Below are 19,990 nucleotides of genomic sequence, written 5' to 3'. Positions count from 1 at the left end.
GGTGTCGTTCGGTGTCGTCGTGTCGTTTCGGTCGATGCTGACGTGACGGCGGCGGGGCTATCGGGTCGCGCTGTCGCCCCCTTCGCCGTCACTTCGCGAGCAGCCCGTGGGTGACGCATCAGTTACCCCCGTAATTGCACGTCACCGCACAGGCCGGGAAACGCCGTGGAACCGCGACTATTCGTTGAGCGTGTTCCAGAGCGTGCTGATCAGCTCGCCGTCCTTCGTGTCGCCGCCGATGGCCCACAGCATCGTCCCGCCGTACGGCGAGTCGCGGAGCCACTGGGCTTTCATCTCCATGGTCTCGACGGTGTCGTGGGAGATCATCTCGCCACTGGCCTTGTTGTAGCCACCGCCCTTGTCGGGGTTGTAGCTGTAGGCCGTCATCGCGTCTTCGTCGATGTAGGTCTCGTAGTCGTCGCCGTCGATGATACTGGAGCCGCCACGGGCGCCACCGGCGAGGTCGTAGTACTCGTAGATACCACCGATGGTACCGAAGGTACCTTCGCCGCTGGCGTTGCCGTCTTCCCCGTCGAACTTCTGGAAGAGGCCGTCGTCTTCGCCGTTGCCCTCGCCGTCCGGGTCGTTGACGTTGCTCCAGCTACGCCCGTAGAACGGAACGGCCATGTTGAGCTGGTCCGGGGACCAGCCCTGCTGTTCGAACCAGCTGAGGGCGTAGGAAGCGTTCCAGCTGTCGGACTTCTCGAACGGGTTGTCCGGGTTCTCCTTGAGCGGTGCGTGATGGCGGGTGTACTCGCTCCAGATACCCGCGTAGTCGAAGGTCATCACGAGGATGAAATCGAGGATGTCCGAGAGCGCGTCGTGCTCGTAGTCGGCCATCGCTTCGGGGTCGGCGTTGACTGCGGCAGTGACCTCGTACGGCTCCTCGCGGCCCTCCTCTGCCGCCTTCTCGTCGAGACGGTCGCGGACCGCCTGACACAGCTTCGTGAAGTTCGGAATGTCGATTTCGGGGCGCTCGACGTTCTCCTTGTTACACGCCTCGCCGCCGTCGCCCTGACAGCCCCCGCCGTGGGGGAACTCCCAGTCGATGTCGATGCCGTCGAGGTTGCCTCGGTCGACCCACTCGGCACACTGGTCGGCGAAGCGCTGACGGTTCTCCTCGGTTTCTGCGGCGTACGAGAAGTACTCGGAGTCGCCCCAGCCACCGATCGAGAGCGTGAACTTGGTGTCCTCGTTCTCCTCGGCGAGTTCGGCGATGCTCTTTCCACCGGGTGCGTCACGCCAGTCGGTGTTCTGGTCCCAGAACGCCTGCTGGCCGTGACTGGCGCCGACGAGGTTGACGGAACCGTCCTTCTCCGGGCGCGCGAACGCGTACTGGACGTGCGTGATCTTGTCCAGCGGCATGTCGGACGGGGTGTACTCGCGGTCGTACTGTGCCCACTGTCGGTAGTAAGCGACGACTCGCTTGTCGCCGGGCTGCGTACCGCCCGCGGTGCCGACGAACACGGATCGAGTCGCGGTCGCCTCGTTACCGTCTGCGTCGGTGACGGTCAGCGTGACCTCGTAGGTGCCTTCCTCGTCGAGCGTGACCGTGTTCTCGACGCCGGAAATCGGACCCTGATCGCCGACCATCCACTCGTAGGACTCGATGTCGCCCTCGGAGCCGCTGGCGTCCAGCGTAACGTCCTCACCGACATCTACGCGCGTTGCGCTGGCGTCGATGACGGCGTTCAGGTCGGAGGACCCACCGTCGTCGCCGCCGTTGTCGCCGCCGTTGTCGCCGTCCTCGACGGCACGGACCTTCGTCCAGACGTTCGCGCTCTCGGAGGGTTCGGTGCCCTTGGTCCACCACTCGGCCTCCCAGACGAATCCGTCGTAGGTGACCTGGTCGCCGCCGGTGTAGGTGGCGCTCGAATCGTAGGCAGGAATGTCGCTGCTGCCGCCGTCGGAGCCGCCGTCGGAGCCGCCGTCCCCGTCAGCAGGTCCGACCTTCTCCCAGACGGCCTCGTCTGCGCTCGGTGCCGTTCCTTTGGTCCACCACTGTGCTTCCCAGATGTATCCCTCGTAGACGACTCGGTCGCCACCGTTGTAGGTGGCGCTCGAATCGTACGCCGGATACTCTTCCTGTGCTGTTACCGCTGAGACGCCGGCCAGACCGGCCAGCGCCGAAAGCGATTGTAGATAGTTGCGACGTTGCATGGTTATTGTCGCGGCGGTGTCGACCGTTGGCGTGCCACCGTTGGATCTGGCCGCCCCACTACCGGGACGGCGTTCTAGTCCCCAATCCGCACCCAACGTTCTCTCACCCAGCCGCTGTAGGTACCACACTCCTGCATACACTAAAAAATTCCGAAAATTAATATTTCCATACATGGAACGTCTCCCTACAATCATCTGAATAGCTGCGCCATTTTATAATGATAAATGATCTCTTCTCGCACTAACACGAGGTATGTGACACTTTCACTCACTACTGGCGTTGTCAACACCCTTCTCGTTGCGTTCGTCGGTCTATCAGAGGTCCGAGCATCCAATCTGCTCTCCAGGCCGGTGGCGAGTCGTTGCCGCAGTCCTACACGATTGTTCACCCAGGAAAAACGCGCTGGTGATGCTGATTGTGTGTCCTTTTGTACCATGGTCTGGGGAGCACTCTTTCGAACCCTCTAACGCCATTTGAGGGCTGTTTCGCAGGGTGGATCGACCGGTTTCGTCGCTCGCGACGGCCCGGTCGCACTACTGCCGTCTCGACCGAACCGATTCACAGTCGATCTCACCGCTGTCACGCGGTCGGATATGGACTGCGACGGAACGCTGTCGCTGCTTACCGACGGGGTAGACGCTTACCGGTCATCGCTACAACTGTCCGTATGAGCTTCGACGGCTACTGTCGCTGTCGTAGCACGGGCCGGCGGCGAAAAAACGGGGTCGTGGTTTCGTGACGGGCTCGCGGTCGACCGTCGTCGCCGTCACTGCACCTGGTTGTAGATGCCTGCGAACTCGTAGGCGCTCTGCTCGATGCCGCTGCACTTGCCCGAGACGGTCCCGTCGGGACAGTCGCCGTTGTCTCGATCCAGCGACCAGAACGAGACGAGGCCGATCCCCTTGTCCTCGACGAAGGAGACGACCTCCTCGGCGTCTTCGGGCCGGTGCTGGCCACCGACGTTGTTCTCTCCGATCATCGGCGTGATGCCGACCATACTCCAGGCCTCGTCCGAGGAGAGGTCCGAGAAGATCGACAGCAGATCCTCGTGGGTGCCGTTCGCGGTGTCTTTGACGGTGCTCGCACTCGGACGGACCCAGCCGTAGTTCATCGTCATCACGTTGACGTACTGCACGTCGACGCCGTTGTCGCGAGCGTTCTCGACGACGTACGTGCCGTGCTCGGTCAGGCCGGTCGTCCGACAGCGCAGCGTGTACGACACTTTCAGGTCGGGGTTCTCCGACTGGAGTTCGGCCAGTGCCTGATTGCGTCGGTCGACGGCGGCCTCGTCGACGGACTCGATGTCGAAGTCCAGGTGCGTGACGCCGTACGTGTCGATCACGGACTGGTACTCCGATTTGATCTTCTCGATGTCGGTCGTGTCCTGGGCGATCATCGTCCCGACCGCGCCGCCAAAGGAGATGATGATCGTTCCGCCCTGATCCTGGTAGGCCTGGAACTCCGACTTGAGGCCGGCTTCCCCGACGAGCTGGTCGACTTCGCCGCCCCACGCGGCGTTGCCGTTCCCGTCAGAGAGGACGAACGCGGTGGTGACGCTGTCGTTGCCCGCCTGCTCTGCGTGATCGACCAGCGTCGTCTCCGGATCGGTGAAGACGTAGTTGTACGGCGCGAACTCGGTCGACCCTTCGGTGCCGCCGGAGCTGTCGCCGACCGAGACGACCGTCTCGTTGGTGTCGCTCGCGCCCGCGTCGTCGGTGACAGTCAGCGAGACGGTGTAGTCGCCCGCCGACTCGTAGCTGTGACTGACGGACTCGCCGGTCGCCGTCGTTCCGTCGCCCAGTTCCCACTCGTAGCTGGCGATCGTCCCGTCGGAGTCGCTCGAATCGGCCGCGTCGAAGCTGACCGACTCATCGGGAGCCGGGTTCGAGGGAGAGACGGTGAAGGAGGCGTCCGGCGCGGCGTTGCCGCTCGAAACGGAGATCGTCGTCGAGTCCGTCGCCGTCGCACCGGCGTCGTCGGTGACCGTCAGGGTCACGGTGTAGTCGCCGGCCGAGTCGTAGCTGTGACTCACCGTCTCTCCGGTCGCCGTCGTTCCGTCACCGAACTCCCACTCGTAGCTGTCGATCGACCCGTCGGGATCGCTCGACGCGCTGGCGTCGAAGGAGATCGAATCACCGGGTTCGGGCGTGCTCATATCGGCCGAGAACGACGCCGTCGGCGCGGTGTTCTCGTCGCCGCCGTCGCCATTGCAGGCCCCTTCCAGGGTCCAGACGTCCTCGCTCTCGGCGGGTTCGGTCCCCTTGGTCCACCACTCGGCGGTCCACAGTGAGCCGTCGAAGGTGACCTGATCGCCACCGGAGTAGGCAACGTCCGACGCCCACGACTGGACGCCGCTGCAGTCGACGCCGCTGCCGCTGTCGTCGCTGTCGCCGTCGTCGCCACAGGCCCCTTCGAGGGTCCAGACGTTCTCGCTCTCGGCGGGTTCGGTGCCCTGTGTCCACCACTCGGCGGTCCACAGCTGGCCGTCGAAGGTGACCTGATCGCCGCCGGTGTAGGTGGCGCTCGCGTCCCACTCGGCGACGCCGCTACAGTTTGCTGCCGATGCGCTCGCACTGGCGCCGATCGCCAGCGCGGAGAGTGCTGATGCGTTTCGCAGGAAGCTTCGTCGTGTCTCTTTCATGTGTTGGTGTGATCGTGTCGTCGGTTCGGACGCGGGCCGTAGTCGGAACTGATCAGCACCGCGTCGTGTCTACCACGACCGACCGACACGGCGTCTGGTGGTCGTCCAAGCTTCGTACCCCCAGCCGTCGTGTCAAATCGGTCGCCGATACGTCGGTCCGTATCGCCGCTCGTGGCACCCCCCGGAGCACCGAGTGCGTTTCTCGGCACATCCCTGTGTAACGATGCCACACAACCACACACGTTTCACACACAAAATCGTTACGAAAACTCGGATCTACGTTGGCGAAACGTCGTCTCGGTGTTCAAACTAGGGACACGCTGTTTCGTAATAGCGGGTCACTGGCCCACAGATTCCGTCTGTCGCAACTGCTAGTCCGCAATACGGAGACGACGATCGCGTGGTGCTGTCGACTTCTTGCAGCGATTCGCTATCTGGGGTGACGACATCGGTCACAGCACGGCTGACGGTAGCAGAAATTTCGAAAAAGCGTCAGAGCCGCGGTCGTCGGCAACGCGCGGTTCGTGGACGAACGAACTACTCGCGGAGGCGCTCGACGACGAGGTCGTCGAGGTCGTCGCGAAGTTCGTCGACCGCGATCTCATCGAAGACGGGCACGAAGAAGCCCTCTACGAGCATGTTCTTCGCGCTCTCGGGATCGACGCTGCGAGAGGTCATGTAGAACATGTCCTCCTCGTCGACCTGCCCGACGGTCGCCGAGTGGCTGGCTTCGGTGTCGTGGTTGTTGATGATCAGCTTCGGCGACGCGTCGGCCTCGCTCTCGTCTGAGAGCATCAGGGTGTTCTCCCGCTGGTAGGAGTTGGTGTCCCACGCCTCGCGACCCACGTCCTGGACGCCCTCGTACACCGAGCGGGCGGCGTCGTCGAGGACGCCGCGGGTGACGAGGTCGGCCGTGGTGTGTTCGGCTTCGTGCCAGACTCGGGACGCGATGTCGAAGTGCTGGTCCTCGTGGCCGAAGAAGGCCCCGACGATCTGGGACTCCGAGGCGTCGCCGAGCAGGCGCGTCTCGACGTTTGACTTGGTCAGTCGAGAGCCGATGTTGCCCTCGATCCAGTCGACCGTGGCGTAGGTGCCGGCGTGGCCGCGCTTGACCTGGAAGTTGTAGCTGTCGTCGTCGAGGTTCTGGAGCGTGCCGTACTGGACGCTGCTGTTTTCCTCGGCGGCGACTTCGACGATGCCGGAGTAGTACTGCTCGCCGTCGACGTTGGTGCCGGTGGTCTGGCGTTCGAGGATCGTCACGGACGAGGACTCCTCGGCGACGACCAGCGTGTAGTTGAACAGCGATCGGCTGTTCATCGTCGTCCGGATCTTCACGTCTTCGGCGTCGACGCCCTCGGGGACGTAGACGACCGTCCCGGCGCTAAACAGCGCCGTCGAGAGGGCCGTGAGGTAGTCCCGCTGAGGGTCGACGATCGAGCCGAACTGCGCTTCGATCAACTCTCCGTGCTGATCGAGCGCGTCGGCCCACGAGAGCACGTCGACACCCTCGGCGTCGACGCGGTCTTTCTCCTGTTCCCACTCCAGAGGATCGACGAGCGTCTCGTAGTCGAGCGCGTCGAGGTTCGTCCAGTCTCGACCCGGCGTCCGGATCACGTCCGGCATGTCCAGCGAGTCGAGGGCCTCGTACGCGTCGAGACGCGTTTCGAGCAGCCACTCGGGCTCGTCGAGCTCCTCGGAGATCTGCGTTACCTGTTCTGCCGTGAGGTTGGCGTGTACCTGCGTACTCATTGTGAATCCGGGGGTTACCCGAGGCTCCCCTCCATTTCGAGTTCGATGAGGCGATTCATCTCGACTGCGTATTCGATGGGCAGTTCCTCCGTGAGCGGTTCGATGAAGCCGGCGACGATCATCTGCTTCGCGTCGTCGTCGTCCAGACCGCGGCTCTGGAGGTAGAACACGTCCTCGTCACCGATCTTGCCGACGGTCGCCTCGTGGGCCACGTCGACTTTCGACTCCTGGATCTCCATGTACGGCATCGTGTCCGACGTGGACTCGTTGTCGAACATCAGCGCGTCACACTCGACGCTCGTCGACGCGTCCTCCGCGCCGTCGGCGATGTGGACGAGACCGCGGTAGTTCGTCCTGCCGCCGTCCTTGCTGATGGACTTCGACTCGATGGTCGACTTCGTGTCGGGCGCGTTGTGGTAGACCTTCGCGCCGGTGTCGATGTTCTGGCCCTCGCCAGCCATGGCGATCGTGATGTGGTTGTCCGTCGCACCGGGGCCTTTCAGCACCGTCGAGGGGTACAGCATCGTCGCCTTCGACCCCATCGAACCGGACACCCACTCCATCGTCCCGTCGGCCTCGCAGATGGCGCGTTTGGTGTTCAGGTTGTAGGTGTTTTTCGACCAGTTCTGGACCGTCGAGTACTGGACGTGAGCGTTCTCGCCGACGAAGACCTCCACGCCGCCGCTGTGGAGGTTGAACTCCGAGTACTTCGGGGCCGAACAGCCCTCGATGTAGTGGACCTCGGAACTCTCTTCGGCGATGATGAGCGTGTGCTCGAACTGGCCCATCCCGTCGCTGTTCATCCGGAAGTACGCCTGAATCGGCATGTCGACCGACGTGTCTTCCGGAACGTAGACGAAGGAACCGCCCGACCAGATCGCGCCGTGGAGCGCGGCGAATTTGTTGTCGCTCGGGGGGACGGCCTTGGTCATGAAGTGCTCGCGGACGAGCTCTTCGTGCTCCTGGACGGCCTTGTCCATGTCACAGAAGACGACGCCCTTCTCCTCCCAGCGCTCCTGCATGTTCTGGTAGACGATCTCGGACTCGTACTGCGCGCCGACGCCCGAGAGCGCGTTCTTCTCGGCTTCCGGGATGCCGAGCTTGTCGAAGGTGTCCTGGATCTCTTCGGGGAGGTCGTTCCAGTCGTCGACGCCGCCGCGGGTCTCGATGTCCGGGCGGATGTAGGGAACGATCTCGTCGACGTCGACTTCCGAGATGTCCGGCGCGCCCGGCCAGTCGTCCGGCATCGGGAGCTCGTGCCACTGTTCGAGTGCCCGGAGCCGACGCTCCAGCATCCACTCGGGCTCGTCTTTGTCTTCCGAGATGACGCGGATCGTCTCCTCGGTCAGGCCCTTCTCGGCTTCGAAGGCGGACTTCTCCTCCTTCTTGAACTCGAAGCGCTTCTCCGTATCTGTTTCTTTGAGGTGGTCTTGATCTGAACTCATGTTTTGTAGTCGTGCTTAGGGTTTCTTGGTTATGTGGGTTGTGCCGTATACGGAACGTTGTAGTTCTGTCCCGGAGCGACCCCACGACATCGTGCAGTCGATCGGGAACACGTCTACAACTGTCCGTATCACGCGGCCTCGTAGACTTCCTCGCGGACCCAGTCGTACCCCTTGTCTTCGAGCTTCTCGGCCAGCTCCGCGCCGCCGGACTTCGCGATCTCGCCGTCGATCATCACGTGGACGTGATCGGGCTCGACGTAGTCGAGGATGCGCTGGTAGTGGGTGATCTGGAGGACACCGGTGCCCTGCTCGTCGCGCAGCGCGTTGATGCCGTTAGAGACGTCCTGCAGGCGGTCGATGTCCAGCCCGGAGTCGATCTCGTCCAGCACGGCAACCGAGGGTTCGAGGATTGCGGCCTGGAGGACCTCGTTTTGCTTCTTCTCGCCGCCGGAGAAGCCGGCGTTGAGATAGCGGTTGGCGAACTTCTCGTCCATGTCGAGCTGTTCCATCTTCTCCTTGAGGAGCTGCTGGAACTCGGCGACGCTTACCTCGCCCTCGTCGGCGGGGCCTTCCATGGGGGAGCTGTCGTAGCCCGCGGCGTCTTCGTTGGTCGCTTCCTCGTCGGCCTCGCTCTCCTCGTCTTCCTCTTCGAACAGCTCTGCTTGCTCTTCGAGCTTGGCGTTGAGCGCCGTCCGGAGGAAGTTCACCATCGTGACGCCTTCGATCTCGGCTGGGTACTGGAAGCCCAGGAAGATACCGAGCGCCGCGCGCTCGTTGGGCTCTAGCTCCAGCAGGTTCCAAGTGCGCTGGTCGTCGTCGATCTCGATGTCCTCTGCCACGTCGCCGTCTTCGAGGTGGATGAGCACTTCGCCGTCGGTCACCTCGTATGCGGGGTGGCCCGCGATGATCTTCGCCGTCGTCGACTTGCCCGATCCGTTGGGGCCCATCAGCGCGTGGATTTCGCCCGACTCGACTTCGAGGTCGACACCGCGAAGGATCCGTTCACCGCCGTCTTCTGCCACTTTCGCGTGGAGATTGTTGATTTCGAGTACTGCCATAGTATGTACTTAGGTCAACCGAAAAGATGGTCGTCACGCTCATAATGCTTTCGCAATCCTCCGAACTGTCTTTCGAGATCCAAAAATATTTTTCTTGGTTGCGAAATAGTCTCACACGGAGTGTCCAGTGGCTCTCTGTCGCTCTCGGGACACCGGCTCGACCGGACAGCGTGCTATCCGTCGTCGAGGCGCTGCCCGCAGTTCGGGCAGAATCTGACCTCCGTCCCCGGCGAGAACGTCGCGTTGCAGGTGCGACACCGCTGACCGACGGGGCCCTGGTGTGCGGTGTCGATACCGGCGGGGTCCGAGACCTCGTCGCCGGGATCGTAGACTCGCGTCGTCTGGATGTGGACGGGGACGCTCCGGTCCTCGCCGCTGTCGGTCGTGCCGGATCGCGTCTGGCTGGTCGCGGTCGCCCGTCCTCCCGCGGTGCTGGCGGCCACCTGACTGAATGGGTTGCGCTGGCCGGCACGCAGCGAGCCGCGGTCGACGGTCGGCTCGGACCACCTGACGTACGCCGCCGCCAGCGACTGACAGACGAGATACGCGCCGACGAGCACGGCCGGCGTCACTGCTCCGGCCGTCAGGAGTGCCGGAGCGCTGACGGGACCGACATCGACGACGCCGACGAGTGCCGTGGGCACGCCGAGGACGGCCATCGCGTCCCGGACCATCGCGCCGGCACCGACGACGGCACCGAGCTGGACGACGCCGGCTGTGGCGTACACCGAGAACGTCAGGAACGACGCGACGTGGACCAGCCCGGGATGGGAAAACGAGAACACTCGGTAGCTAAACGCCGCGGTGCGTGCGAGCAGGTGTGCGCCAGCGACGAAGGCGACCACGTACGCCGGCCAGGCGATCGGCGAGGCGATCGCGGCGGCCAGCGAAAGGGTCAGGAGGACCCCCGAGGGCCACAGCAGAGTCCCCGGCGCGTCGAAGCGGTAGTGACTCTCGACGTTTCCGGAGACGTTCGTGACCCGACTGCGGAGCCGCAGCGTCGCCGCGAGTGCGGGCAACACGATCCAGGCGACGACGCCCCCTGCGAGGAGTGCCAGCGTCTGGGTCGAGGCCGTCCCGAGCGCGAGCGTGAGGCCCGCTTCTCTGGCACCCAGCGCAGCCGTCGCGGCCGTGCCGGCGACCCACCCGACGAAGCCGACCACGGCGAGCAGGCAATCGAGGAAGAACCACCGTTCCGTCTCGACGGCGAGTCGGGCGGACGCCGCCAGTTCGCGTCGACGTTGCTCGGCCATCGGTGTGCCCTTGCACACTCGGTGGCATAGCCCTTACGACACTTTCACGACCGTTCGACGCCGGTGATTTCGAACCGTGCGCCGCCGTTCGACCCGGTCGTCGCGGTGATCGTCCACCCGTGGGCCGTGACGATGTCTCGCACCAGCGAGAGCCCGAATCCGGTCCCGTCCTGTGCGGTCGTGTACCCCGTCTCGAACACGTCGGACCGTTCGGTCTCGGGAATCCCCGGACCGTCGTCTTCGACGTAGAAGCCGGGTTCCTCTGTGAGTGGCCCGATCCGAACGGTGACGTTCTCGCCCCCGTGTTCGACGGCGTTCGTGATCAGATTCTCCAGGACGTGAGCAAGCCGTTCTCTGTCGGCCAGCACGGTGAACGCTCCCTCGAACGCCGTCTCCAGCGTCGCCGACGCCGTCTGTACCGTCTGCCAGCACCGGTGAGCGATCTCCGGGACCGAGACCGGCTCGCGGTCGCTCACTGAGTGACCCTGCCGGGCGAGCGCCAGCGTCTCCTCGATGATCGAGGCCATCCGTTCCAGGGCCTGCTGGGCCGTCGCGAGGTGATCGTCGTCGTAGTCGTTCCGGACGTACTCGACGCGCCCGAGCGCGACGTTGAGCGGGTTGCGGAGGTCGTGACTCACGATGCTGGTGAACTCTTCGAGGCGCTCGTTCTTCCGTTCGAGCGCTTGGGCCTGTTCCCTGAGGCGGTCTTCCTGCTCGGTCCGTTCCAGTGCCGCGACGATCCCCATCGAGAGGACCTCGCCCAGCGCCACGTCGACCGAATCGAAGGCATCGGGCTCGCGTCCGGACGCGACGAAGACGCCGTAGTCGTCCAGCGGATAGATGATCACGCTCCGGACGTTCGTCGCCTCGCTCAACTGATCGTGCTCGGCCGTGTCCTCGACGACGGCCGGTCGGCCGCGGCCGTACGTCTCCCAGACGAACGTATCGATTGGATCGTCGTCGTGTGCCCGATAGCTCGGCACTTCGCCGATCACCTCCCACACGCGCTCGTTGACCGCCGTCGGTTCGAGCACGTCGCCGTCCCGGAGGTGAATGCCGGCGAGTGGCAGCGTGAGCGCGTCCTCGGCCGCGTTCACTGCGACGTTTGCGATCTGGGTCTGGGACTGTGCGCCGATCAGCCGCGTCGTCCGCTGTTGGAGCCGCTTGATCCGTTGCTCTCGCGAGACGTGCCCGTTCACGTCTGTCGACAGACCGATGAGCGTCGTCTTCTTGTCTTCCAACAGCCCGGAGCGATTTCTGAACCACCTGCTCTCGTCGCTGTCGGCTGGCTCCAGACGGTACTCCAGTTCGACGCTGTCTCGTTGCTCGGTCGCGACCTCCTGTAGCTGCTCGACGAGGCGCTCTCTGTCGTCGGGGTGGACGAACCCGTCGACGAACTCCGAGAGCGGATATTCTGTGTCTCGGTCGAGACCGACGATCCGTTCGACCGGTCCGAACAGCCGGAGCGTCCGAGCGGAGACGTTCACCGTCCAGAGCACCGAGTCGGTCGCGTCCAGCACGAACGAGAGCCGCTCGTCGAGGTCCTCCAGGGCGACGGGTGCTTCCGCGTCCTCTTCGGTCGGCTCACAGCGAGTCGACGATCCACTGCTCGCGGGGGCCGTGTAGATCGGCTCCGGTGAGCGAAACCGCGTCAGCGACGACCCGACGTACAGGGCGACCGCTTCGAGCCACTCCCGATCCGACTCGCTGAAGGCCATCGGATCGGTGGCGGTCGCGAAGACGACGCCGACGCCGTCGATCGGGACGCTGAGCACCGATCGCGTGGCGTCGCTGGGGCTCTCCCCGTCGCCCCCGGTCGGCCTTCCCGTGGTCGACCCGCCGTCGGCGAGGTCGCCGACGAGATAGGAGTCACCGTCCCGGACGGCGAGTGACTGGTAGTCCCAGCCGGGCTGGTCTCGGAGATCCTCGACGGTGGCCCCGTCGTCACTGACTGCGACGGGCTCCAGGCCGTCACCGGTGGCCAACGAGATTACACACCGATCCGCACCGAGCCGATCGAGACAGGCGTCGACCACTCGGTCGTACACGTCGTCAGGACTCTTCGCGGACAGGAGGCCGGTCAGCGTGGACTGATCGACGCGTGCTGCCGAGCCACTCATGTAATGGTCCCTACTTATTTCGAGGGTCCCAAATAATTACCCCTTATCGTGTGAATTACTGTCTGACACTTTCTCGTCACCCCCGAGTACTTTCACCGACGCCGACGACGGGTCGCTATGGCCGGCAACTACTACGAGGCGTTCACGGTCGGCGAGACGATCACACACCCCCGTCGCCGAACCATCTCGGAGAGCGACAACCAGCGATTTTGCGACATGACGATGAACCAGCAGCCCCTCCACCTCGACGCCGAGTTCGCCGCCGACACCGACTTCGGTGAACGGGTCGTCAACGGGCTCTACACGCTCTCGCTGGCGGTCGGACTGACGATTCCGGAGACGACCGACGGGACCATCGTCGCCAACCTCGGTTACGACGAGGTCGAACACCCCGCGCCGGTGTTTCACGGCGACACGATTCGGGCCGAGACGACCGTGACCGACAAGCGCGAGACCAGCGACGGCGACCGCGGCGTCGTGACGATGACCGTCGACGTGTTCAAGCAAGACGACACGCTCGTTTGCTCGTTCGAACGGACGGTCCTCGCCGAGAAGCGACCCGACGAGCGACCCTAGAAGACCAGCGTGTAGTTGACCACGGAGGCCGCGAGCCACGGGAGCGCGAGTCCCAGCGGGATGACCGGCCCGTACTCCGGACGCAACTCGCGTGCCAGTCCCGCGGTTCCGAGTACGAGCACCTTCACGAGACCGAGGACGGCGAACCCGACGTGCTCGAACGCGTACCCCATGATGGGGTTCCCCTCGCTGAACCCCGACTGCAGTCCGACATAGGTCAGGACCACGTCGAGGGTCAGGGTCGACAGCGCGACGAGCCACAGTTCGAGCTCGACGGTCGACAGTTCCAGATAGCGATGCTCCAGCCACGCACGTGTCGACGGTACGATGTACTGATCCATTCGTCCACCCACCCAGGGTTCTCTCTGCGAATCGCCTCGCAGCTACGTCGACAGTGGCGCTACCGGTTCAAATAGTTAAGTGTTTCAGACCGGTCACGCGTCACGAGGCCGGCCGCGAGCGCGCGACTCGCCGTCGACGCACTGTCACAGTACGGTCCCGTGTTTCTTGTTCGGTAGGTCCTTCTCTACGTCCTCGTAGAACGCGAAGCGAGCGGCCAGCTCCGTCCGCAGGTCGCTCGGCGGGACGATCTCGTCGATGACGACCTCGCTGGCCATCCGGTGGACGTCGATGTCCTCGCGGAACTGCTCGCGAAGCTCGGCCTCCCGTCTGGCGCGTTCCTCCTCGTCCTCGATGTCGGCCAGCTCGTTGGCGTAGACTGCGTTGATCGCGGCCTCCGGCCCCATGATCGCGATCTCGCCCGACGGCAAGGCGAGGGTCGCCTCCGGGTCGTAGGCCGGGCCGGACATCGCGTAGATGCCCGCTCCGTAGGCCTTCCGCGTGATGACACACTGTTTGGGCACCGTCGCCGAGGAGGTCGCGTAGATGAGCTTCTTGCCCGCTTCGAGGATCCCCTCTTTCTCGACCTGCGAGCCGGCCATGAACCCCGGCGTGTCACAGAGGTACAGCAGCGGGACGTTGTACGCGTCACAGGTCCAGACGAACTCGGCGGCTTTCCGGGCGGCGTCGGGGAAGATCGCGCCGGCCCGCTGGCTCGGGTCGTTGGCGACGATCCCGACCGGGCGGCCGTCGATCCGGGCGAACGCCGTGAGCATCTCCTCGCCGTAGTGGGGGCGCAACTCCAGCAACGAGTCGGCGTCGATCACCCGCTCGACGAGGCGGCGCACGTCGTAGCCCCGGTTGGGTGCCTGCGGAATGACGCCGTCGATCCCCGCTGGAGACTTGGCGGGCTCGCGGCCGTCGGTTCGTGGCGGGTCTTCGTCGGCGTTGTCCGGGAGGTAGCCGATCAGCTGTGCGACGAGCTCCCGAGCGTGTTCTTCGTCTTCGGCGACGAGATCGGCGCTCCCGGAGTGGCGTGCGTGGACCTCCGGGCCGCCGAGTTCGTCGAGGTCGATCTCCTCGCCGGTGACCATCTCGACCATCCGCGGGCTGGCGATGGCCATTGCACTCATCCCTTCGACCATGACCGTGAAGTCGGCGAACACGGGCGTGTAGGCCGCACCCGCGATACAGGGGCCGTACAGCACGCAGATCTGTGGGACGCGACCGGAGAGCATCGAGTGGTTGTAGTAGTACTTCCCGATCCCCTCGCGGTTGGCGAAAAAGCCCCGCTGTTGGTCGATCCGGCCACCAGACGAGTCCATCAGGTACAGCACCGGCCGTCCGGTCGTCAGCGCACGCTGTTGCATCCGGAGGAACTTCTCGACGCCGCGCTCGGCCATCGACCCGGCCTTGACGGTGAAGTCGTTGGCCATGAAGTGAACCGAGCGGTCCTCGAACTCCGCTGCTCCGGTCAACAGCCCGTCGGCCGGCAGTCGCCGGTCGGGATCTGCCTCGTCGACGGTGGGCGAATCCGGCGACCAGCTGTCGAAGTTCGCGAACTTGCCGTCTTCGAAGGTCAGCTCGCCGAACCACAGCTCCAGCCGGTCCCGAACGAACAGCTTCCCCTGGTCGGAGAGGCGCTCGCGGTACCGCTCGGGACCGCCGGCCTCGATGTCGGCGATCTCCTCGCGCAGGCGACGCTCGCGGTCGGTCGGGCCGAGGTCGTCGTCGCCCGTCTCGTCGTCCTCGCTGTCGTCTCCCGATTCGTCGATCCGATGAACCACGCGTGGTTCTTCGTCGTCACCGACGAAGACGCGGACGGCCTCGCCGACGTGTTCGGCGATGGCAGCGGCGATTGCTGACGCCTCCTCGCGGGTTGCACCGGCGGCGATGCGCACCTTCATGTCCGTCGCATCACACCCCACTGTTACAAGACTGCCGGCGACGTGACCCCGTCGGCGTGACGGGTGACGCCTCTGGAATCCTCCGAGACCGGAAAAACTAGCGTCGACTCACGCAGACTACTCGTGGCGCTCGTATCGCTCTTCGAGGCGCTCGATCAGCGACGTGTTGCCGAGGTGTAGCGGCGTCCGGTCGTGGATGTCGTCGATCTCCCGGTCGAGGAGCGACTGGTGTCCGTCAGAGGACTTGCCGCCAGCGGCCTCCACGATGTAGCCCATCGGCTGTCCTTCGAACTGGAGGCGCAGTTTCCCCGTCGGCCGGTACTCCAGCGCGGGATAGGAGAAGAGCCCGCCGTAGGTGAGGACCTGGCTCACGTCGGCGATCATCGCGCCGCCGTAGCGGAGCTTGAGCCGTTCCTGAAGCTCCGTTGCGTAGTCGGCGAACGCGTCGTTCCAGTTCTCCCGACCGCCCCCGAAGCCGTAGACCGTCGGGTCCTTCGGGACCGACACGTCGTCGTCGACGACGCGAGCGTCGCCGTCGTGGATGATGTACTCGCGGACGCGGTCGTTGCGCGCCACGACCATCGAGGTCGTCGGGCCGTAGATGACGAAGCCGGCGGCCACGAGGTTCCGACCGATCGTCGGCGGCTGCGTGTCGTAGACGCCGAAGATCGTCCCCATGCCGCTGTTAGGTTCGAGGTTCGAGGAACCGTCGAGCGGGTCGACGGCGACGTGGCGGTGGCCCTCGTCGACGGTGACTGACTCGCGTTCCTCGCTGGCGTAGCTCCCGACGCCGTCGAGTGCCAGCAAGCGCTCTTCGAGCAGGTCGTCGGCGACCAGGTCGGCCGCGAGTTGGCTCTCGCCGCTCGGGTTCTCCTCGTCGGCGAACTGGCGCTCCGTCGCGATCGCCTCGCGGATCTCGGTCGCCGCGTCGGCGAACTCGCTGACGATGCGCCCGGTTGTCGTGTCGGTCATGCCGGGGGTGAGGTCGGTTGATTTACTCATTGAAGTGCTGCGTCGACGGATTGCCCGTCGTGGATGACGCGTTCGAGCGCGTCGAGGATCTGCTCGGGTTCTTCTCGTTGCCAGACGTTGCGTCCGACGGCGAGCCCCGCGCCGCCAGCGTCCATGACCGCGCGGACGCTCTGGAGGAACGCCTCGTCGGAGCGCTTCGAACCGCCGCTCATGACGACCTTGCTCTTGCCGGCCATCTCGACGGCGTGGGCCATCCCCTCCTTGCTACCGGGGTACTTGACTTTCGTCACGTCCGCGCCCAGCTCCAGGCCGAGTCGGGCGGCGTACGCGATGACGTCTTCTTTGGTGTCGTTTTTGAGGCCCTGTCCACGGGGGTAGGACCACAGGACGACGGGCATGTCGTACTCGCGAGCCTCCTCCTGAATCTCGCGGAACTCCTCGACCATCTCGACCTCGTTGTTCGAGCCGGGATAGATCGTGAAGCCGACGGCGTCGGCCTCCAGCTGGGTCGCGGCGTACTCGACCGAGCAGTTGACCGACGAGTCGGGTTCGCCCATCCACATGTTCGAGGTGCCGTTGAGCTTCGCGAGCAGCGTCACGTCGTCCTCGTAGGACGGGTAGTACGCCTCGCCGACTCCCTTCTGCACTGCCAGCGACGTGACGGCGTCGTGCGTTGCGGCCCGAAACACCGACTCGGGATCGGCACTCTCGGGGCGGCCAGCGAAGTCGACCGGGCCGTGTTCGAGCCCGTGATCGTATGCCAGGATCAGTACGTTGCCGTCGCGCGTAAGCGGAGTCGCGTCGATGGGACGCATCACCTGCTGGTTCACGAGCAGGGCATATATACATTGTTCTTGACATTTACTACGATCTGAGTTAATATCCTCAAGACGCGGCCCTACTTGCCGACTCGTGGGGGGACGTGTGGCGTGTCACGCGGCACCATATTTACCACGATAGCGGTCGAACCGTCGCGCATGTCCGATATCGGAGAGATCGAGACGGTCGCCGTCGTCGGTGCTGGCACGATGGGAAGCGGCATCGCACAGGTGGCTGCGACCCACGGCTACGACGTCGTGATGCGCGACGTCGCCGAGGATCTGGTCACAGAGGGGTTCGAGGCGATCGACGACAGCCTCTCGCGACTCGTCGCGAACGACACACTCACCGAGTCCGAGAGCACCGCCGTCCGCGAGCGGATCACCGGCACGACCGACCTCGACGACCTCGCGGACGCCGATCTCGTCGTCGAGGCGGTCGTCGAAGACGTGGACGTAAAGCAGTCGGTCTTCTCGGACCTCGACGAGGTGTGTCGCCCCGGAGTCGTGCTCGCGACCAACACCAGCACGATCTCGATCACGACCATCGCGAGCGCGACGAGCCGCCCCGAACACGTCGTCGGCCTCCACTTCATGAACCCCGTGCCACTGATGACGGGGGTCGAGCTCGTCGTCGGCGAGCGCACGGCCGACGCGACGGTCGAAGCCGCTCACGACTTCGCCGCTTCGCTGGACAAGGAGACCTGGGAGTCCGACGACAAACCCGGCTTCGTCACCAACCGGATCCTGATGCCGTGGCTCAACGAGGGCATCCGGGCGTACGACGAAGGCGTCGCCACCAAGGCCGACATCGACCGCGGGATGAAACTCGGGACGAACGTCCCCATGGGTCCACTGGAGCTGGCCGACCACATCGGGCTGGACGTGGTGCTGGACGCCACCGAGACGCTGCACGAACAACTCGGCGACCGCTACCAGCCGGCCTACCTCCTCCGGCGGAAGGTGGAGGCGGGCGACCTCGGGAAGAAGACGGGACAGGGCTTCTACGAGTACGAGTGACTCGGCTCTCCCTTCGGTGAGTCAGGTGCTCCCCGGAGGGGTCGCTGGGCAACACTGATACTGCCGGCTGTCACTTCGTGACGATCTTCGCTACCCGGGGTGGCGAAATCGTTCACAGCTGTACAGCCGGTAGTATGAAGCACCGAGGATCGCAACGTCGGTGTATGGAGTTCGCCCCCACCCAGGAGCAAAAGCAGATCCAGGAGATGGTCGCCGAGTTCGTCGACGAGGAGGTCGTCCCGCGGGCCGCCGAGATCGACGAGACCGACGAGTTCCCACAGGACCTCGTGGACCAGATGGCCGAGCTCGGTCTGATGGGGATGCCGATCCCCGAGGAGTACGGCGGCGCTGGCCTCGACTATCACGCCTACGCGATGGCGCTCGAAGAGATCTCGCGGGGCAGCGGCGGACTGGGGACCATCGTCGCGGCCCACATCTCGCTGGCCTGCAACATGCTCTACGAGTTCGGCGACGAGGCCCAGAAAGAGGCGTACCTCACGCCGCTTGCGGCAGGCGAGGAGATCGGTGCGTTCGCGCTGTCGGAGGCCGGTGCCGGCAGCGACGTGCCGGCCATGGAGACGACGGCGGAACCGGTCGGCGGCGATCCACACGAGGGCGAAGAACCCGACGAGTACGTCGTGAACGGCGGCAAACTGTGGATCTCGAACGGTTCCGTCGCCGACACGGTCGTCCTCTTCGCCAAGACCGACCCCGAGGCGGGCAACAAGGGAATCTCGTCGTTCGTCGTCCGGCCGGAGGAAGACGACGGCTTCCACGTCGAGGGGACCGAGCACAAACTGGGCGACAAGGGCTGTCCGACGGCGGAACTGCGATTCGACGACATGCACCTGCCCGCAGACCGCCGCCTCGGCGAAGCGGGCCGTGGGTTCGTCCACGCGCTGAAGACGCTCAACGGCGGCCGGATCACGATCGCCGCCCGCGGCGTCGGGATCGCCCAGGCGGCACTGGACGAGGCGCTGGACTACGCCGGCGAGCGCGAGCAGTTCGACCAGCCAATCGGCGACTTCCAGGCGATCCAGCACAAGCTCGCGGACATGGACACGAAGACCGAGGCCGCCCGGATGCTGATGCACAAGGCCGCGGACAAGAAGATCCGCGGCGAGAACTTCGTCAAGGAGGCCGCCCAGGCGAAACTCTACGCCTCGGAGGTCTCACGTGAGGTCGCCAACGAGGGCATCCAGATCCACGGCGGCTACGGCTACACGAAGGACTTCCCGGTCGAGCGGTTCTACCGCGACGCCAAGCTCAACGAGATCTACGAGGGGACCAGCGAGGTGCTGCGCAACACCATCGCCGACCAGCTGCTCGACTAAGGGACGGAGAGCAGTCCCTCGACGACGACGGCCCGCGTGAAGTAGAACGGCTTCCCCTCTGTCTGGTGTCGGTTGGCGCTGATCGTCCCCAGACCGAGGAGGAGCGCAGCACCGGCGAGCGCGGCGGCCCCACCGACTGCTTCGGACGACAGACCGCCAGCGGTACCGAAGACGAACACCGCGAGCGTCCCGAGGGCGGCAAACGGGAGGGCGTCCAGACCCGCGTAGAGGGCGGAGCGAGACAGGGTCATGTGGCGACCATCGGCCACCCGTCAGATAGAGATTGTCCTCGACAGAGGCGGGCGGTCTCACCTCTCCGTCTCGCCCAGTTGCTCGCACATCCACTCGTACTGTTCGCGGAGGCGCGCCTCGCCCGCCTCGGTCAGCGAGTACTCGTCGGCGATTCCGGCGGTCTCCTTCTGCAAAAAGCCGCTGTCGACCATCGCCGAGAGGCCGCCGTAGAAGCTCTTGGGGTCGATCCGCTCGTCGTAGTGCCGTTCCAGTCGCGTCTTGAGCGTCTGACCGTTCAGTCCGTCTTCGCCGGCGAGGATGATACAGATGTCCCGGCGGCGACCGCTCTGGAGCCACTTCGTCATG

16 protein-coding genes are annotated in these 19,990 nt (G+C 64.8%); 3 read left to right on the top strand and 13 right to left on the bottom strand.

What is annotated here, in order from left to right:
- Nucleotides 1-177: 177 nt before the first annotated feature.
- The 7 genes from AC5FRZ_RS11665 to AC5FRZ_RS11635 form a co-directional block, all read right to left on the bottom strand.
- Complete coding sequence (locus AC5FRZ_RS11665; protein WP_493564656.1) at nucleotides 178-2,160, bottom strand: glycosyl hydrolase family 18 protein; 1,983 nt, start codon at nucleotides 2,158-2,160, stop codon at nucleotides 178-180.
- A gap of 767 nt (nucleotides 2,161-2,927) precedes the next feature.
- Nucleotides 2,928-4,802, bottom strand: coding sequence for a PKD domain-containing protein (locus tag AC5FRZ_RS11660; protein WP_493564655.1), 1,875 nt, complete (start codon nucleotides 4,800-4,802; stop codon nucleotides 2,928-2,930).
- 537 nt (nucleotides 4,803-5,339) lie between these two features.
- Complete coding sequence (gene sufD, locus AC5FRZ_RS11655; RefSeq protein ID WP_170094951.1) at nucleotides 5,340-6,551, bottom strand: Fe-S cluster assembly protein SufD; 1,212 nt, start codon at nucleotides 6,549-6,551, stop codon at nucleotides 5,340-5,342.
- A 14-nt stretch (nucleotides 6,552-6,565) separates the two neighbouring features.
- Nucleotides 6,566-7,996, bottom strand: coding sequence for a Fe-S cluster assembly protein SufB (gene sufB / locus AC5FRZ_RS11650; RefSeq protein WP_170094950.1), 1,431 nt, complete (start codon nucleotides 7,994-7,996; stop codon nucleotides 6,566-6,568).
- A 128-nt stretch (nucleotides 7,997-8,124) separates the two neighbouring features.
- The gene (locus AC5FRZ_RS11645) at nucleotides 8,125-9,054 is read right to left on the bottom strand and encodes an ABC transporter ATP-binding protein (protein WP_170094949.1); all 930 of its coding nucleotides are present in this window, start codon (nucleotides 9,052-9,054) and stop codon (nucleotides 8,125-8,127) included.
- A 173-nt stretch (nucleotides 9,055-9,227) separates the two neighbouring features.
- Nucleotides 9,228-10,307: a hypothetical protein gene (locus tag AC5FRZ_RS11640; RefSeq protein WP_493564654.1), complete on the bottom strand. Its 1,080-nt coding sequence runs from the start codon at nucleotides 10,305-10,307 to the stop codon at nucleotides 9,228-9,230.
- A gap of 44 nt (nucleotides 10,308-10,351) precedes the next feature.
- Nucleotides 10,352-12,427 carry a GAF domain-containing sensor histidine kinase gene (locus tag AC5FRZ_RS11635; RefSeq protein WP_493564653.1) on the bottom strand — a complete coding sequence of 692 codons (2,076 nt, stop codon included), beginning with the start codon at nucleotides 12,425-12,427 and terminating at the stop codon, nucleotides 10,352-10,354.
- 117 nt (nucleotides 12,428-12,544) lie between these two features.
- On the opposite strand from AC5FRZ_RS11635, the gene AC5FRZ_RS11630 reads away from it, so the two are divergent.
- On the top strand, nucleotides 12,545-13,003 hold the full coding sequence (locus tag AC5FRZ_RS11630; protein WP_493564652.1) for a MaoC family dehydratase: 459 nt from the start codon (nucleotides 12,545-12,547) through the stop codon (nucleotides 13,001-13,003).
- Here the strand turns inward: AC5FRZ_RS11630 and AC5FRZ_RS11625 are convergent.
- The 4 genes from AC5FRZ_RS11625 to AC5FRZ_RS11610 form a co-directional block, all read right to left on the bottom strand.
- Entirely contained in the window at nucleotides 13,000-13,344 is a 345-nt protein-coding gene (locus AC5FRZ_RS11625) for a DUF5658 family protein (RefSeq protein ID WP_170094945.1), read from the bottom strand. The genes AC5FRZ_RS11630 and AC5FRZ_RS11625 overlap by 4 nt on opposite strands.
- 144 nt (nucleotides 13,345-13,488) lie before the next feature.
- Nucleotides 13,489-15,249, bottom strand: coding sequence for an acyl-CoA carboxylase subunit beta (locus tag AC5FRZ_RS11620; protein WP_170094944.1), 1,761 nt, complete (start codon nucleotides 15,247-15,249; stop codon nucleotides 13,489-13,491).
- 117 nt (nucleotides 15,250-15,366) lie between these two features.
- On the bottom strand, nucleotides 15,367-16,251 hold the full coding sequence (locus AC5FRZ_RS11615) for a class 1 fructose-bisphosphatase (protein WP_493564651.1): 885 nt from the start codon (nucleotides 16,249-16,251) through the stop codon (nucleotides 15,367-15,369).
- Nucleotides 16,248-17,036 (bottom strand): class I fructose-bisphosphate aldolase, encoded by a 789-nt coding sequence (locus AC5FRZ_RS11610; RefSeq protein ID WP_170094942.1) that lies wholly within the window; start codon nucleotides 17,034-17,036, stop codon nucleotides 16,248-16,250. Before AC5FRZ_RS11610 ends, AC5FRZ_RS11615 begins: the two co-directional genes overlap by 4 nt.
- A gap of 162 nt (nucleotides 17,037-17,198) precedes the next feature.
- On the opposite strand from AC5FRZ_RS11610, the gene AC5FRZ_RS11605 reads away from it, so the two are divergent.
- Together AC5FRZ_RS11605 and AC5FRZ_RS11600 are read left to right on the top strand one after the other, a co-directional pair.
- Entirely contained in the window at nucleotides 17,199-18,059 is an 861-nt protein-coding gene (locus AC5FRZ_RS11605; RefSeq protein WP_170094941.1) for a 3-hydroxyacyl-CoA dehydrogenase family protein, read from the top strand.
- A 164-nt stretch (nucleotides 18,060-18,223) separates the two neighbouring features.
- Nucleotides 18,224-19,393 (top strand): acyl-CoA dehydrogenase, encoded by a 1,170-nt coding sequence (locus AC5FRZ_RS11600; protein ID WP_493564650.1) that lies wholly within the window; start codon nucleotides 18,224-18,226, stop codon nucleotides 19,391-19,393.
- Here AC5FRZ_RS11600 and AC5FRZ_RS11595 read toward each other — a convergent pair.
- Both AC5FRZ_RS11595 and AC5FRZ_RS11590 read right to left on the bottom strand, forming a co-directional pair.
- Nucleotides 19,390-19,644 (bottom strand): hypothetical protein, encoded by a 255-nt coding sequence (locus AC5FRZ_RS11595; protein ID WP_493564649.1) that lies wholly within the window; start codon nucleotides 19,642-19,644, stop codon nucleotides 19,390-19,392. The genes AC5FRZ_RS11600 and AC5FRZ_RS11595 overlap by 4 nt on opposite strands.
- A gap of 57 nt (nucleotides 19,645-19,701) precedes the next feature.
- Nucleotides 19,702-19,989, bottom strand: coding sequence for a PadR family transcriptional regulator (locus AC5FRZ_RS11590; protein ID WP_170094938.1), 288 nt, complete (start codon nucleotides 19,987-19,989; stop codon nucleotides 19,702-19,704).
- Between the last annotated feature and the right edge of the window lies 1 nt (nucleotide 19,990).

It is taken from the genome of Halomicrobium sp. HArcht1-1, assembly GCF_058933285.1.
Note: the sequence above shows the minus strand (reverse complement) of the source record. Positions and strands in the feature narration are given on the sequence as shown.

Excerpts from the sequence above, each read along its gene's own strand:
- AC5FRZ_RS11665 (WP_493564656.1), bottom strand. The coding sequence starts at position 2,160 with ATGCAACGTCGCAACTATCTACAATCGCTTTCGGCGCTGGCCGGTCTG.
- AC5FRZ_RS11660 (WP_493564655.1), bottom strand. The coding sequence starts at position 4,802 with ATGAAAGAGACACGACGAAGCTTCCTGCGAAACGCATCAGCACTCTCC.
- sufD (WP_170094951.1), bottom strand. The coding sequence starts at position 6,551 with ATGAGTACGCAGGTACACGCCAACCTCACGGCAGAACAGGTAACGCAG.
- sufB (WP_170094950.1), bottom strand. The coding sequence starts at position 7,996 with ATGAGTTCAGATCAAGACCACCTCAAAGAAACAGATACGGAGAAGCGC.
- AC5FRZ_RS11645 (WP_170094949.1), bottom strand. The coding sequence starts at position 9,054 with ATGGCAGTACTCGAAATCAACAATCTCCACGCGAAAGTGGCAGAAGAC.
- AC5FRZ_RS11640 (WP_493564654.1), bottom strand. The coding sequence starts at position 10,307 with ATGGCCGAGCAACGTCGACGCGAACTGGCGGCGTCCGCCCGACTCGCC.
- AC5FRZ_RS11635 (WP_493564653.1), bottom strand. The coding sequence starts at position 12,427 with ATGAGTGGCTCGGCAGCACGCGTCGATCAGTCCACGCTGACCGGCCTC.
- AC5FRZ_RS11630 (WP_493564652.1), top strand. The coding sequence starts at position 12,545 with ATGGCCGGCAACTACTACGAGGCGTTCACGGTCGGCGAGACGATCACA.
- AC5FRZ_RS11625 (WP_170094945.1), bottom strand. The coding sequence starts at position 13,344 with ATGGATCAGTACATCGTACCGTCGACACGTGCGTGGCTGGAGCATCGC.
- AC5FRZ_RS11620 (WP_170094944.1), bottom strand. The coding sequence starts at position 15,249 with ATGAAGGTGCGCATCGCCGCCGGTGCAACCCGCGAGGAGGCGTCAGCA.
- AC5FRZ_RS11615 (WP_493564651.1), bottom strand. The coding sequence starts at position 16,251 with ATGAGTAAATCAACCGACCTCACCCCCGGCATGACCGACACGACAACC.
- AC5FRZ_RS11610 (WP_170094942.1), bottom strand. The coding sequence starts at position 17,036 with ATGCGTCCCATCGACGCGACTCCGCTTACGCGCGACGGCAACGTACTG.
- AC5FRZ_RS11605 (WP_170094941.1), top strand. The coding sequence starts at position 17,199 with ATGTCCGATATCGGAGAGATCGAGACGGTCGCCGTCGTCGGTGCTGGC.
- AC5FRZ_RS11600 (WP_493564650.1), top strand. The coding sequence starts at position 18,224 with ATGGAGTTCGCCCCCACCCAGGAGCAAAAGCAGATCCAGGAGATGGTC.
- AC5FRZ_RS11595 (WP_493564649.1), bottom strand. The coding sequence starts at position 19,644 with ATGACCCTGTCTCGCTCCGCCCTCTACGCGGGTCTGGACGCCCTCCCG.
- AC5FRZ_RS11590 (WP_170094938.1), bottom strand. The coding sequence starts at position 19,989 with ATGACGAAGTGGCTCCAGAGCGGTCGCCGCCGGGACATCTGTATCATC.